Annotated in this window: 13 protein-coding genes; 7 read left to right on the top strand and 6 right to left on the bottom strand. The window is 65.4% G+C overall.

Annotation, left to right across the window (positions count from 1 at the left end):
* Positions 1-28 precede the first annotated feature (28 nt).
* The 4 genes from IFT60_RS22035 to IFT60_RS22020 are packed head-to-tail and all read right to left on the bottom strand — an operon-like array spanning position 29 to position 4,342.
* Positions 29-1,216: an FAD-dependent monooxygenase gene (locus IFT60_RS22035; RefSeq protein ID WP_192055763.1), complete on the bottom strand. Its 1,188-nt coding sequence runs from the start codon at positions 1,214-1,216 to the stop codon at positions 29-31.
* Positions 1,216-2,547: an aminopeptidase P N-terminal domain-containing protein gene (locus tag IFT60_RS22030; protein WP_192055761.1), complete on the bottom strand. Its 1,332-nt coding sequence runs from the start codon at positions 2,545-2,547 to the stop codon at positions 1,216-1,218. Before IFT60_RS22030 ends, IFT60_RS22035 begins: the two co-directional genes overlap by 1 nt.
* On the bottom strand, positions 2,544-3,263 hold the full coding sequence (murU, locus tag IFT60_RS22025; RefSeq protein WP_192055759.1) for an N-acetylmuramate alpha-1-phosphate uridylyltransferase MurU: 720 nt from the start codon (positions 3,261-3,263) through the stop codon (positions 2,544-2,546). Before murU ends, IFT60_RS22030 begins: the two co-directional genes overlap by 4 nt.
* A 20-nt stretch (positions 3,264-3,283) precedes the next feature.
* Positions 3,284-4,342, bottom strand: coding sequence for an aminoglycoside phosphotransferase family protein (locus IFT60_RS22020; RefSeq protein WP_192055757.1), 1,059 nt, complete (start codon positions 4,340-4,342; stop codon positions 3,284-3,286).
* Between the two features lie 95 nt (positions 4,343-4,437).
* Between IFT60_RS22020 and lptD the strand changes: the two genes are divergently transcribed.
* The 5 genes from lptD to IFT60_RS21995 all read left to right on the top strand — a co-directional run bounded on the left by lptD (position 4,438) and on the right by IFT60_RS21995 (position 10,518).
* A complete protein-coding gene (gene lptD, locus IFT60_RS22015) occupies positions 4,438-6,660 on the top strand; it encodes an LPS-assembly protein LptD (protein WP_192055755.1) in 2,223 nt (740 codons plus the stop codon).
* A 45-nt stretch (positions 6,661-6,705) separates the two neighbouring features.
* A complete protein-coding gene (locus tag IFT60_RS22010; RefSeq protein ID WP_192055753.1) occupies positions 6,706-8,112 on the top strand; it encodes a peptidylprolyl isomerase in 1,407 nt (468 codons plus the stop codon).
* Between the two features lie 4 nt (positions 8,113-8,116).
* The gene (pdxA, locus tag IFT60_RS22005) at positions 8,117-9,178 is read left to right on the top strand and encodes a 4-hydroxythreonine-4-phosphate dehydrogenase PdxA (protein WP_192055750.1); all 1,062 of its coding nucleotides are present in this window, start codon (positions 8,117-8,119) and stop codon (positions 9,176-9,178) included.
* Between the two features lie 11 nt (positions 9,179-9,189).
* Positions 9,190-9,966, top strand: coding sequence for a 16S rRNA (adenine(1518)-N(6)/adenine(1519)-N(6))-dimethyltransferase RsmA (rsmA, locus tag IFT60_RS22000; RefSeq protein ID WP_192055749.1), 777 nt, complete (start codon positions 9,190-9,192; stop codon positions 9,964-9,966).
* A 360-nt stretch (positions 9,967-10,326) separates the two neighbouring features.
* Positions 10,327-10,518 carry a hypothetical protein gene (locus IFT60_RS21995; protein WP_192055746.1) on the top strand — a complete coding sequence of 64 codons (192 nt, stop codon included), beginning with the start codon at positions 10,327-10,329 and terminating at the stop codon, positions 10,516-10,518.
* 186 nt (positions 10,519-10,704) lie between these two features.
* Here the strand turns inward: IFT60_RS21995 and IFT60_RS21990 are convergent, their stop codons facing one another.
* Positions 10,705-11,340 carry a hypothetical protein gene (locus tag IFT60_RS21990; RefSeq protein WP_192055744.1) on the bottom strand — a complete coding sequence of 212 codons (636 nt, stop codon included), beginning with the start codon at positions 11,338-11,340 and terminating at the stop codon, positions 10,705-10,707.
* A gap of 17 nt (positions 11,341-11,357) precedes the next feature.
* The gene (locus IFT60_RS21985; protein ID WP_192055741.1) at positions 11,358-11,951 is read right to left on the bottom strand and encodes a hypothetical protein; all 594 of its coding nucleotides are present in this window, start codon (positions 11,949-11,951) and stop codon (positions 11,358-11,360) included.
* A 229-nt stretch (positions 11,952-12,180) separates the two neighbouring features.
* Here IFT60_RS21985 and IFT60_RS21980 point away from each other — a divergent pair, with 229 nt between their 5' ends.
* Both IFT60_RS21980 and hrcA read left to right on the top strand, forming a co-directional pair.
* Positions 12,181-12,897 (top strand): HAD family hydrolase, encoded by a 717-nt coding sequence (locus tag IFT60_RS21980; RefSeq protein WP_192055739.1) that lies wholly within the window; start codon positions 12,181-12,183, stop codon positions 12,895-12,897.
* A gap of 64 nt (positions 12,898-12,961) precedes the next feature.
* Entirely contained in the window at positions 12,962-13,984 is a 1,023-nt protein-coding gene (hrcA, locus tag IFT60_RS21975) for a heat-inducible transcriptional repressor HrcA (protein WP_192055737.1), read from the top strand.
* Positions 13,985-14,162: the final 178 nt, after the last annotated feature.

The following is a 14,162-nucleotide window of genomic DNA, read 5'->3' as shown; positions in this document are numbered from 1 at the left end:
CCCACCTACGGTGCACAAGCGTTGCGGATTAACCGTGTCGATGCGGCAGCAACGCCGATCCGCCGCGGCGCCCGTACATCATGAGCTCCCCCAGCAGCGTGCGCGCCGGTTTTACCGCGTCCAGCGCCGCCAGGCCGAGCCCGAGCACCGATTGCAGCGGTCCGCTACCGACGAACGCGCGCGCCATGGCGTCGGTCAGCGCGATCGTCAGCTGGCGGTCTTGCGCGCGCTCGTCGAGGAAGCGCCCGATCCCTTCGGGGCCCGGGCAGCGCGCCAGCAAACGCGCCAGCACGGCGGCGTCGCGCAGGCCGAGGTTCAAGCCTTGGCCGGCCACCGGGTGCAGGGTCTGCGCCGCATTGCCGATGGCGACCGTGCGCGTGGTGGCGTGCGCTTCGGCGTTCAGGCCGAGCGGATACGCGAAACGCGCGGACACCCTGGTAAACCGGCCCAGGCGCCCGCCGAAGGCATCGCCCAGTTCGTGCAGAAAACGTTCTTCGTCCATCGCCTGCAGCGCTTCCGCGCGCTCGGGCTGCACGCACCAGACCAGCGCATACTGATACCCGTCGGCGCCTTCCTGCGGCAGCAGGGCCAGCGGGCCTTCGTCGGTGAACCGCTCGAAGGCGCGGTGCGCGATCGGACTGGCGGAGGAAACACGTGCAATGACTGCGCTCTGGCCGTAGTCACGCGTTTTATTCTTGTCTTCCTGCTGCCCGAACACGCCGCCTTCGGCGCCGACCGCCACCTGCGCCGTGAGCGTACGGCCGTCGTCGAGCGCCAGCGCCACGTGGCCGGCCGTTTCGTCGAGCGCGGCCACGCGCGCCGGGCGGATCACCTGCACCCCGGCACGCTCGACCGCGCGCGCCAGCGCATCGACGACGTCGCCGTAGCGCGTCACGTAGCCAAGGGCGTCGAGATTGTGTTCGCTGCGGTCGAGCAGGCTGCGCCCGAGCTGGCCGCGGCGCGAGACGTGGATGGTGTGGATTGGCGTCGCTGGAAACGGCCAGGCGCCGACTTCTTCCAGCAACTGGCGGCTGCCCCAGGCCAGCGCGATCGAACGCGGATCGGCAATCGACTGGCCCAGTGCGCGCGCATCGATCAAGGCGATGCGCTGCCCGGCTATGCCACGCCGCGCGAGCAGGGCGGCCAGGGCCAGGCCCACCGGCCCGGCGCCGCAGATCGCCACATCGACGTCGACATTGTTGTTGTGCTCTTCCATCATCGCTCCGCCATCAGGGTTTCGATTTCCAGCACCGTCTTCGGCGCGCTGCCGGACAGCACGCGCGCACCGCTTGCGTCGACGATCACGTCGTCCTCGATCCGGATGCCGATGTTCCAGAAGCGTTCCGGCACACCGGGACCGGGCCGGACATAAATGCCCGGTTCGACGGTCAGCGCCATGCCCGGTACCAGCGGGCGCGAAGGCTTGCCTGCGCTCGCGAGGTCGCGGTAGCTGCCGCTATCGTGCACGTCGAGTCCCAGCCAGTGGCCGGTGCCGTGCATGTAGAAGGGAGTATAAGCGCGTTCGGCCAGCACGTTGTCGACACTGCCCCAGGTGCTGCGATCAAGCAGGCCGACGTCGAGCATGCCTTCTGCCAGCACCGCCAGCGCCGCCTCGTGCACGTCGCTGTAGGGGCGGCCAGGGACGATGACGCGCAGCGCCGCATCCTGCGCGCGCAGCACCAGTTCATATAGCACCCGTTGCGCCTCGCTGAAGCGGCCGTTGACGGGGAAGGTGCGCGTGATGTCGGACGCGTAGCTGTCGAATTCGCAGCCGGCGTCGATCAGGACCAGGTCGCCGTCGACCGTTCGGGCATTGTTGGCGCTGTAGTGCAGGATGCAGGCGTTCGCGCCGCTGGCGACGATCGGCGTGTAGGCCGGGAACTGGGCGCCGTTGCGGCGAAATTCATAGAGCAGTTCGGCCTCGAGTTCGTACTCGAACATGCCGGGCCGCGCCGCGCGCATGGCGCGCACGTGGGCGGCGCCGGCAATCGTCGCCGCGCGCAGCATCACCGCTTGCTCGCTCTCGTCCTTTAACAAGCGCATCTCGTCCAACAACCCGAGCAGGTGCGCCGTCCGTGCCGGCGCAGCGATGCCGCTGCGCGACTGGGCGCGCACCGCCTTCAGCCAGCCCGCGACCTGGGCATCAAACGCCGCGCCGTGGGCCAGCGCGTAATACAGGACGGGGACGTCGGCCAGCAGGCGCGCCATGTGCGCATCGAGTTCGCCGATCGGATACGCGGCGTCGAAGCCGAAAGCTTCCTGGGCCGCCGCCGGGCCATAGCGAAACCCGTCCCAGATCTCGCGCTCGACGTTTTTCTCGCGGCAGAACAGGATGGAACGGGCGGGCACATCGCCCTGCGCGGCCACCAGCACCAGCACGCTTTCCGGCTCCATGAAACCGGTCAGATAGTAAAAATAGCTGTCGTGGCGGTAGGGGTAATCGCTGTCGCTGTTACGCGCTACCTCCAGCGCCGTGGCCAGCACCGCCACGGCGCCCGGTTCCATGCCGGCCGCCAGGCGTGCGCGGCGCGCGGCGAACGGATTCACGCGCCGACCCTTTTGGCCAGCGGCGCGTTGAGTTCTTCGAGCTGGGCGACGGTGCCGACGTTGACCCAGGGGCCTTCGTAGATTTCGCCGCCGACGCGGCCCTGGGCGATGAACTTGCGCATCAGCGGGCCGAATTTCACGAACTCGCCGGGTTGAATGCCGTCGAACATTTCAGGGCGGTAGACGCCGATATTCCCGAAGTTCCATTTCGGGCTGCCCTCGTTCGACAGGGTGTACATGTCGATGCCGAAGTCGCCTTCCGGGTTATGCCACGGGTTCGGCGTCAGGTACAGCCAGGCGATGTCGCGTTTATCTACGGGGAGCGGCTGGCCGATGGCGTCGTTGTCCGGCAGCGCATCGAACACCTGGGAAAAATCGAAATAGGGCGCATAGATGTCGCCCGACAGCGCCACGAAGGGTTCGTCGCCCAGCAGGTGCAGGGCGTTGGCGATGCCGCCGGCGGTTTCCAGCGGCGCCGGCTCGTGCGAGTACTGGATGCGCGCGCCAAATTGACTGCCGTCGCCCAGCGCGTCTTCGAGCATGTGGCCCAGGTGCGAGTGGTTGATGACGATCTCGGTGATGCCGGCGCGGACCAGGTTCAGGATGTGCCAGGCGATGAGCGGACGGCCGCGCACTTTCAATAAGGGTTTCGGGCAGGCGTCGGTCAGTGGACGCATGCGTTCGCCGCGGCCGGCGGCCAGGATCATGGCTTTCATGGGTTTTCCGAAAAAGTCACTCAGAAGGTGTAGCCGACCTGCGGCGCCTTGTCTTCGAAGGCGTCGAGCAGGCGCACCAGCGGCTTGAGTTCGATGTAGCGGTGCGCGGTCTTGCGCACGTAATCCATCACGGTCGGCAGGTCGCCCATGTAGATGGCTTTGCCGTCGCGGTAGTTCAGGCGGCAGAAGATGCCGAGGATTTTCAGGTGGCGTTGCAGGGCCATGAATTCGAAGTCGCGGTAGAACGCGTCGATGTCCGGGTTGACCGGCAGGCCGACCTGCTTGGCGCTTTGCCAGTAGCGTACGACCCAATCGAGCACGATCTCTTCGTCCCACTGGATGTAGGCGTCGCGCAGCAGCGAGCCGAGGTCGTAGGTGATGGGACCGTAGACGGCGTCCTGGAAGTCGAGCACGCCCGGATTGCCCTGGTCGAGGAACATCAGGTTACGCGAGTGGAAATCGCGGTGCATGAATACCTGCTGCTGCGCCAGCACGTTGGCGGTAATCGTCTCGAACACCTTGTCGAGCTGCGCCTGCTGCGCGTCGGTGAGCGTCACGCCGAGGTGGCGGGTGATGTACCACTCCGGGAACAGGTTCATCTCGCGCAGCACGAAGGCGCGGTCGAATTCGGGCAGCACGCCCGGCTGGCTGGTCAATTGAAACTTGATCAGGGCGTCGACCGCGTCCGAATACATGAAGGCGGCGTTGTCGGCATCGAGGCGGGCGAGATAGGTCGTGGTGCCGAGGTCGGACAGCAGCAGGAAGCCGCGTTCGACGTCGCGCGCAACGATGGCCGGCACGGTGACGCCGGCTTCGTGCAGCAGGCCGGCCACGTGGATAAACGCGGGTACGTTCTCGCGCTCGGGCGGCGCATCCATGGCGATCAGGGTGTCGCCGAGTTTGTCGCGTAGTGCCGGCGCCACATCGAGGCGGAAATAGCGGCGGAAGCTGGCATCGGACGAGGCCGGACGACGCGAACCGACTTCCACCAGGTCAAGCGAGCTCAGCCATTCGGTGAGAAGTGCGAGGCGCGCGTCCTGCTCGGCGGAAGTGGGGGAGTTTTGATACAAAGAAGCCATGGAACGTCCAGCGGAAACCAGTTGAGGAAGACAATTCCCATATAATAAGGGATTCAATCCAAAAAATCGCCCTTTATGGTGCAGCCACAGATTCCATGAGCTGGTTTACGGCCCTACCATTCCCGCGGCGGCGGGCAGTTGCCTTGTCCGCCCTCGTCACCGTGGCCTCGGGGCCCTTGCATGCGCAAGTTGCGCCGGCCACGCCCCATGCCGACGAACAAGAGCTTCCCGTAACCGTACGCGCCGAGGAAATCGGCGGCCGCCCGGACCGTGAAATCAATCTCGAACGCAACGTCGAAATCACCCGCGGCCAGTCGAAAATGACGGCCGACCGGGCGTGCTACCTGCTGGTGGAAGACGAAGTCACGGCCAGCGGCAACGTCGACATGTGGCGTTTCGGCGACCGCTACCAGGGCGACACGCTGCAGCTGAACATGTCCACCGGACGCGGCTACGTCACCAATCCGCGCTACAAGCTGCAGATGAACAATGCGCAAGGCCAGGCCGACCGCATCGATTTCCTCGGCGAGAACGAAGCGCTGGTCCAGGACGGCACCTACAGCACCTGCGAAGGCCCGGACCCGGACTGGTACCTGAAGGCGAGCACGCTGCGCCTCGATTCGGGGCGCGACGTCGGCACCGCCGGCAAGACCATCATCTATTTCAAGGACTTCCCGATCCTCGGCACGCCGGCGCTGTCGTTTTCGCTCTCGGGCGCGCGCCGCTCGGGCTGGCTGCCGGCCACCATCGGCTTCGGCTCGAAGGGCAAGTCCGAGGTGATGGTGCCGTACTACTTCAACATCGCGCCGAACCGCGACCTGACGGTCTACCCGCGCATGATGTTCGACCGCGGCCTGCAGCTGGGCGCGACCGGCCGCTACCTGGGCGAAACGGCGCGTGGTCCCTACGCCGGCGAGACCCACATCGAAGGGCTGCGCGACGACCGCATCACCCACACCGACCGCTGGCGCATCGACTCGACCCACAACCAGACGCTGGCGCCGGGCTGGGGCTACGGCTGGAACCTGCACAGCGCATCGGACGACGAGTATCCGAGCGATTTCGCGCCCACCGTCGCCACCAGCGCCGAGCGCCAGCTGATCCGCGAGGTGTACAGCAGCTATACGGCGCCGAACTGGAGCCTGACCGCGCGTGCCCAGAACATCCAGGTGCTGCAGGAACCGGCGGCGGTGGCCAACCCGGCGCTGGCGATTCCGCGTCCCTACGACCGGATGCCCCAGATTAACTTCCACACCGGCCGCTACGATGTGAAAGGTTTTGACTGGGCGATCGATGCCGAAGCGACGCGCTTCTCGCACCCGACGCTCGACAGCGGCAACCGCCTGCTGACCGTGTCCCAGCTCAGCTACCCATGGGTGCGTCCGGGTTACTACGTCACGCCCAAGCTGATGCTGCACGCGACCAAGTACAACATGGACGGCGATGCCGGCCGCCCCTCCAGCCTGACGCGCACGCTGCCGATCTTCTCGGTCGACAGCGGCATGGTGTTCGAGCGCGATACCAAGCTGTTCGGCGCCGCTGCCACCCAGACCCTGGAGCCGCGCCTGTTCTACGTGCGCACGCCGTACAAGGACCAGGACGACTTCCCGCTCTTCGATACCGCCGAAACCGGCTTCAGCTACGCCCAGTTGTTTACCGAAAACCGCTACGTCGGCGGCGACCGGGTGTCCGACGCCAACCAGCTGACCGCGGCGCTGGTGTCGCGCTACATCGAGCCCGACGGCGCCGAGCGCCTGCGCATGGCGATCGCCCAGCGTTTTTACTTCGACGAGCCGCGCGTCGGCCGCACCCTGACCGGCAGGGAATCGGGCCGTTCCGACCTGTTGCTGGCGGCATCGGGCCGCATCATCAATCACTGGAACTTCGACAGCAGCGTACAATACGATGCGACCAACAAGAGCGTGTACGCCCAGAACCATGGCGTACGCTGGACGCCGGGGCCGCTGAAAGTGCTCAATGCCGAGTACCGCTATGTGCGCGACAGCTTCCGCAACGCCGACGTGTCGGCCCAGTGGCCGCTGTGGAAACGCTGGTATGGCGTCGGCCGCGTCAGCTATTCGCTGCGCGACCACAAGGTGCTCGAGGGCCTGGTCGGTTTCGAGTACAAGGCCGATTGCTGGATCTTCCGCATGGGCGCGCAGCGTTTCGTGACGGCGGCGCAGGCGACCTCGACGTCGTCGTTCTTCCAGCTCGAGCTCAACGGCCTGTCGCGCCTCGGGCTGGGCAACCCGCTGGATGCGTTTTACAAGAGTATTCCCGGCTATACGCGGCTGAACCCGAATGTCGGCCGTCCCTAACCGGGACCATGGATGATTTTGACCTGAATGAGTGCTTCCCAGACTATGCGTACTACCCGTTTGCATCACCTTAAGCTCGCAGCGGCGCTGCTGTGCGCGCTCACGGCCAATGCGGCCCTGGCGCAAGCCGCGAAGAGTCCCGCTCCTGCCGCCGCCGCGCAGCCGGCCGCCGCCGCTCCCGGCAGCGGTTTCCTGCCGCCGGCCTCGAGCAGCGCCAACGTCATCGATTCGATCCGTGTCGTCGTCAACGACGAAGTCATTACCCGTAACGAAGTGCGCGGCCGCGTCGCCCAGATCGTGCAGCGCCTGCGCGCCCAGAACGCCCAGCTCCCGGCCCAGGCCGACCTCGAGCGCCAGGTGATCGAATCGATGATCGTCGAGCGCGCCCAGCTGCAGCTGGCCAAGGAAATGGGCGTGCGCGTCGCCGACCGCGAGCTCGACGCCGCCATCGGCCGCATCGCCGAAGGCCAGAAGATGTCGGTGCAGGACATGCGCAACCAGATGGAAAAGGAAGGCCTGACCTTCGCCCAGTTCCGCGAAGAGATCCGCAACGAAATCATGATGCAGCGCCTGCGCGAGCATGAAGTCGACAGCAAGATCCAGGTGTCGGACGCCGAAATCGATACCTATCTGGCCGCCGAAAAGGCCGCCGCGGCCGAGAAGGTCGAGATGGACATCGCCCAGATCCTGGTCGGCATCCCGGTCAACGCCACGCCCGAGCAGATCGCCGCACGGCGCGCGCGCGCCGACGAAGTCGCGCGCCAGCTGCGCACCGGCGCCGATTTCGCCAAGATCGCCGCCACCTATTCGGACGCACCCGACGCCCTGAAGGGCGGCGCCATCGGCTGGCGCGACCCGGACCGGCTGCCGCCGCTGATCTCCGACCAACTGCGCAAACTCAGCCCGGGCCAGGTCACGCCTGTCATCAAGAGCAATACCGGCTTCCACATCATCAAGATGATCGACAAGCGCAGCCTGGCGCAGTCGCAAACGCCGGCGCAGGCACTGGTGCAGCAGACCCGCGTGCGCCACATCCTCATGAAAGCCTCGCCGGCGATGCCGGTGGCGCAGGTCAAGGCCAAGCTGGCCGAGATCAAGGCGAAAATCGACAGCAAGTCGGCCAGCTTCGAAGACATGGCGCGCCAGAACGGCCAGGACGGCAGCTCCGCCCGCGGCGGCGAGCTGGGCTGGATCACGCCGGAAGACGTGGTGCCGGAATTCACCGCCGCGATGGATGCCCTGAAGCCGGGGCAGGTGTCGGACGTGGTCGAGACGCCGTTCGGCTTCCACCTGATCGAGGTCCTCGAACGCAAGACCGAAGACCAGAGCAAGGAAAAGGAACGCCTGAATGCACGCCAGGTGATCCGCGAGCGCAAACTCGGCGAAGCCTTCGAGGACTGGGCGCGCGAAGTACGCGACCGTGCCTACGTCGAGTACCGCGAAGAGGCATAAGGTAGTGGGTAACCCAACAGGTTCGCAGGCAGTGCGTCCGACGTTGGCGCTCACCGTCGGCGAGCCGGCCGGCATCGGGCCCGAGATCTCGATCCGCGCGGCCTGGGCCTTGCGCGAGCAGGCCAATTGCGTGCTGGTCGGCGACGCCGCCTTCCTGGCGCTCACCGCCAGCCTGATCGACCCGGAAATCCGCCTGGCGGCGCTGTCGATCCAGGCGCTGCGTAACGGCGGCCTGCCGCATTTCGGCAAGGAGCGCATCGCCGTCGTCGACGTGCCGCTGGCCGCCCACGTGGTGCCGGGCACGCTCGACGCGGACAATGGCCGCGCCGTGCTGGCCACGCTCGACCTCGCATTGGAGGGCGTGGCGGCCGGCTGGTTCGACGCCATCGTCACCGCACCGCTGCAAAAGAGCACCATCAACCAGGCCGGCGTCGCCTTTTCCGGCCATACCGAATACCTGGCCGACAAGACCAATACGCCGCAAGTCGTCATGATGCTGGCCGGCCAGCCGGCGGGCGACCAGCCGTATTTGCGGGTGGCGCTGGCCACCACCCATCTGCCGCTGCGCGCGGTAGCGGATGCGATCACGCAGGATGGCCTGGCGCAGGTGCTCGACATCCTGCACGCCGACCTGCGCAACAAATTCGGCATCGCTTCTCCGCGCATCCTGGTAACCGGCCTGAACCCGCATGCGGGCGAAAACGGCTACCTGGGGCGCGAGGAAATCGAGGTCATCGCACCCGCGCTGGCGGCGGCGCAGGCGCGCGGCATCGATGCGCGCGGGCCGTATCCGGCCGACACCCTGTTCCAGCCGAAGTACCTGCAGGAAGCCGACTGCGTGCTCGCCATGTACCACGACCAGGGTTTACCGGTGCTCAAGCACGCGACCTTTGGCCGCGGCATCAACGTCACGCTCGGCCTGCCCTTGATCCGCACCTCGGTCGACCACGGCACCGCGCTCGACCTGGCCGCGCAGGGCCTGGGCCTGGCCGATTGCGGCAGCATGGAAGAGGCGATCCGCGCCGCCATGCAAATGGTGGCCGCCAGCCGCACGGCATCACATTAACGAAAGTACGAATGAAACACGTAGCACGCAAGCGCTTCGGCCAGAACTTCCTGACCGATAACCACGTCCTCACCAGCATCATCGAAGCGATCGACCCGCGCCGCGGCGAAGCGATGGTCGAGATCGGGCCTGGCCTGGCGGCGATGACGGCGCTGCTGCTCAAGCAACTCGACCACATGCACGTGGTCGAACTCGACCGCGACCTGGTGGTCCGCCTGCAAAAGGCGTACCCGCCCGAGCGGTTGACGGTGCACTCGGCCGACGCCCTGAAATTCGATTTCGGCGCCTTGCCGGTACCGCAAGGGCAGAAGCTGCGCGTGGTCGGCAACCTGCCGTACAACATCTCGAGCCCGCTGCTGTTCCACCTGGCCGAGTTCGCCGACCTGGTCGAGGACCAGCATTTCATGCTGCAAAAGGAAGTGGTCGAGCGCATGGTGGCCGAACCGGGCACCAAGGCCTATGGGCGCCTGTCGGTGATGCTGCAATGGCGCTACGACATGGCGCTGCTGTTCATCGTGCCGCCCACCGCCTTCGACCCGCCGCCGAAGGTCGACTCGGCGATCGTGCGCATGGTGCCGACGCGCCGCAAACTGGCCGTCGACGGCGCGACCCTGGAAGCCGTGGTGCAAAAGGCGTTCTCGCAGCGGAGAAAAGTGATCCGCAATTGCGTGGCCGGCATGTTCACCGAAGCGCAGCTGCGCGAAGCCGGCATCGATCCGGGCGTGCGGCCGGAAAACGTTAGCCTGGAGCAGTATGTGGCGCTGGCGAATATCCTGAAGCCGGTTTGAGTCGCTAACGGCGGTGAACTGTAGGGTGGGCACTTGTGCCCACGCGGTCGTGCTGATGAATACCGCAACGCCTTTTGTACATGCGTCCCGTGCCTGACGGATTTCGAGGCCGCGCATCTGTACCAACCCGCGTGGGCACAAGTGCCCACCCTACGTTACGCATCTGCCGCATTCCTTCTACAACCCATCCGTGACGCGCTGCACAAGCGCGCCATATCGCGCCTGTGCGCGTTTCATCGCGCCCTTTGCGCAGTTCGTCGCACGCCGGTGGAAGGGCGGGGGACCGATTGCTAAAGTACTCCCATCGACAACCCGGACGCACACGCAACCGGGCAAACATCCAACCGAAGGGAGCCTGAAATGAACGTCCTCAAACACATGGAAACGCTGTTTCTGGTCGCCGCACTCGCTGTTGTCGGCACCACCTACGCCAGCGCCGAGAGCTACAAGGCGCAGGTGCGCGCCAGCGAAATGGTGTCGGTCGGCAGCGAGAAAATGGCGATCGTGAAGGTCACCGGCAAGCGTCTCCCAACCGCCACCAGGTTCGGCTAAGCCTTTGTCCAACACGCGGACAAAAAAAAGCCCACCGTTGCGGGTGGGCTTAAATCCAATTCTTTTCTGAGGAGAGTTGGAGGAGACAGGTGCAATTATGCTGCACCACAACATATACGTCTAATTTTCTTTCGGAATGATCGACATATATATTGTGAATGTCTCGCTCAATTCACTCAAGCCGGCTCAGGTCGGATTCTTGACGCAGTTAACGCTGATCGTCGTTACCGGGTTGTCCTTCATGATGCCGGCGCCATTGGTGACGGTGCAGGTCTGGCCGGTCGGCTGAACCAGGACCGTCACGCCATAGGTCTGGTCGTAGGTGACCGGGGCGCCGAAGACGAAGGCTGCCGGATAAGCTCCGGTTTCCGCATTCTTGACCACTGGCAACTGAATGCCGCCATTGTTCAGGATCAAGCCATCGGCTGCCAAGCCCGTGATCGTGCCGCCGATCGAGTTGGCGACCAGGTTGCAAACGAACGCGGCATTGATGGTTGACAGGCGCCCGGCCGTCTCGGCGTTGCCGCCGGCGGCCTGGCAAACCTGGTGCTCGGGCTGCTTCTTGATGGTGACGCTGTAGGGCTCGCCGTAGTCGAGCTGCTTGGAGAACTGGTAGGACACGGTCCTGATCGCCGTCTTGTCGTCGTTCAGGCCCAGCGGCGCGACGTTGACGTCGTCGCTGAGGTTGTTGGTCAGGACCAGGCCCGGATACTGCAGGCCGTCGACCGTCCCGCCGATCGTATAGCTCGAGGTGCCGCCGCCGCAGGCGCTGAGGCCGGCGGCCAGGGTCAGTGCGCACAGCGCCAGGATCGATTTCTTCAAATTAGCCTCCAGAATTATTAAACGCAACGCACGACGACGTTGCCGATGTCGGTCGCCCGCATCGTGCCGGTCGCGTTTTCGACCGTGCACTGGCGGCCGGTCGGCTGCGCCAGGATGGTCACGCCGTATGGCAGGTCTTCCGTCACCGGGGCCATGCTGAAGGCTTGCGGATCGGTGCCCGACGGCGTGATCGTCTGGCGGTCGGTACCGTTCACGAGGACCAGGCCGGTGGCGCTGCCCAGGCCGATGACGTTGCCGGTGAGCGCATGGGTACGGATCCGGCACGCCACGCGCACGGTGGTGATGGTGAAGACCGCGCGGCCCGAGCCGCCGCTGACGAAGCAGTTTTCGATGCCGTCGACGTTCGGTGGCACGGCCTTGACCTTGACGTCGTAGCCGGCGTCGGTTTCGACACGGGTGTTGAAGAAGAACTCGCTGGCGTTCGCCGGAACGGCGAGGTCGTCGCCGCCGTTGTTGGTCAGGACCAGGCCTTCCTTGGTCACGCCGGACACCGAGCCGCCGATATACACATCACCGTCGCCGCCGCCGCAGGCGGACAGGCTGAGCGCGCATGCCAGCGCGATGCCGGCACGCAGGGGGGAACGAATCATAATTTCTCCAAAAAAGGGGAGGGGCAAGGCGCGCAATTGCACGGCGCCGGGCCGCATGGTGGAAGTTTGCCCATCATTTTAGAGCATTTGACAAGGCCCGCGCGCATTAGGCTTTGTATCGGGGTGTAACGGCGCACGCGAACCGTTCCCGCTGGCGCCGTCCGTTTGCATTTCGCCGCTGGCCTCGCTATGCTGGGGTCACCCTGACGACCGCTTGCGATCACCCGGCATGAAGCCATCCCACCGCCGCCCCTGGCCCAAAGCCATCCTGTTCGACCTCGACGACACGCTGTGGCCGATCGCGCCCGTCATCCTCCAGGCCGAGCAGACGCTGTTCGCATGGCTGGCCAGCAACGCGCCGCGCGTGGCCGAACGCTTCACCATCGACAGCCTGCGCCAGGCGCGCCTGGAACTGCTGGCGCGCCGTCCCGAATTCCAGCTCGACCTCGGCGCCCTGCGCCGCGCCGGCCTGGTCGCCGCCTTCGAGCAGGCCGGCGAAGACGCAGGCAAGGTCGAACTCGCCATGACCGAATTTTTCGCCGCCCGCAACGCCGTGGTTCCCTACGACGACGTGCTGCCGGGCTTGCTTCGCCTGAAAGGGCGCATCCTGGTCGGTTCGGTCACCAACGGCAATGCCGACCTGCAGACGATCGGCCTGGCCCATCATTTCCACGCTTCGGTGGCGGCGCCCAGCTTCGGGCGCGCGAAACCCGATGCCGCGATCTTCCACGCCGCCTGTGCGGCGCTCGGCGTGGCGCCGCACGAGGCGGTGCACGTCGGCGACGACTTGCTGCTCGACGTGCAGGGCGCCCAGCGCGCCGGCCTGCGTGGGGTCTGGATGAACCGCACCGCCAGCCGCCGGCACCTGGAAGAGGGCGTGCAGCCGGATGCCATCGTCGAGAACTTCGACGGTTTGCTCGACTGGCTCAAGCGCGAACACGCGTGAGTGCACAGCGCACGCGCGAGCGTGCATAATAGCCGTGCAACCATTCTGCGCACCACCACTCCCCATGCAACTTGAACCCCGAGCCCAAACCCTGCTGAAAGCCCTCGTCGAGCGTTACATTGCCGACGGCCAGCCGGTCGGGTCGCGTGCGCTCTCGAAAATTTCCGGCCTCGACCTGTCGCCGGCCACGATCCGCAACATCATGGCCGACCTCGAGGAAATGGGCTATGTCGCCAGTCCCCATACCTCGGCCGGCCGGGTGCCGACGCCGCGCGGCTACCGCCTGTTCGTCGACACGCTGCTGACGGTGCAGCACCTCGATGGCCAGCACGGCGTCGACGCCGAGCGCATGCGGCTGTGCGTCCAGCAGCCGCAAAAACTCATCGCCAACGCGGCGCAGATGCTCTCGTCGCTGACGCAATTTGCCGGCGTCGTGCAAAGCCCGCGGCGCGAATCCGTGTTCCAGCAAATCGAATTCCTGCGCCTGTCGGAAAAGCGCATCCTGCTGGTGATCGTCGACCCGCGCGGCGACGTCCAGAACCGCCTGCTGCTGACCGAGGTCGACTACACGCCCGCCCAGCTGGTGCAGTCGGCCAATTACCTGAACCAGAATTTCGCCGGCCTCACCTTCGACGAAGTGCGTGCACGCCTGACGGGAGAACTGCGCCAGTTGCAGGAGAACATTGGCGGCCTGATGCAGACGGCCGTGGAAGCCGGCAGCGAGGCGATGGCCGAAGGCAGCGAAGAGATGGTCATTTCGGGCGAGCGCAATTTATTGTCGGTAGCCGACCTGTCCTCGAACATGAGTTCGCTGCGCCAGATGTTCGAGATGTTCGAGCAAAAGACCGGCCTGATGCAATTGCTGGACGTCTCCAGCCGCGCTGGCGGCGTGCAGATTTTTATTGGCGGCGAATCGAACCTGGTGCCGATGGACGAAATGAGCGTGGTTACCGCGCCCTACGAGGTCAACGGCAAGATCGTCGGCACCCTTGGTGTGATTGGCCCGACGCGCATGGCGTATGAGCGGGTGATTCCGATTGTCGATATCACGGCCAAGCTGTTGTCGAATGCGTTGAGCAATTCTTAATTGCCACGCACTAGTTGCTCCATACCCGTAAGGTGGGCGGCTTTGCCGCCCACCTTACGGGTCAAGCACACCCGGCGCGGGCCATTTACCAACAAAAAACGGCGCCGCGGCGCTAATGCCGTTCAGTTAAGGTCCTTCTTCAGGACGCGAACGGTGTAACGCTGAGGCAAGGCCTTGA

The organism is Massilia sp. CFBP 13721, assembly GCF_014842025.1.
Lineage (GTDB): Bacteria > Pseudomonadota > Gammaproteobacteria > Burkholderiales > Burkholderiaceae_D > Telluria.
The sequence above is the reverse complement of the archived record's forward strand: the minus strand, read 5'-3'. Positions and strand labels throughout refer to the sequence as shown.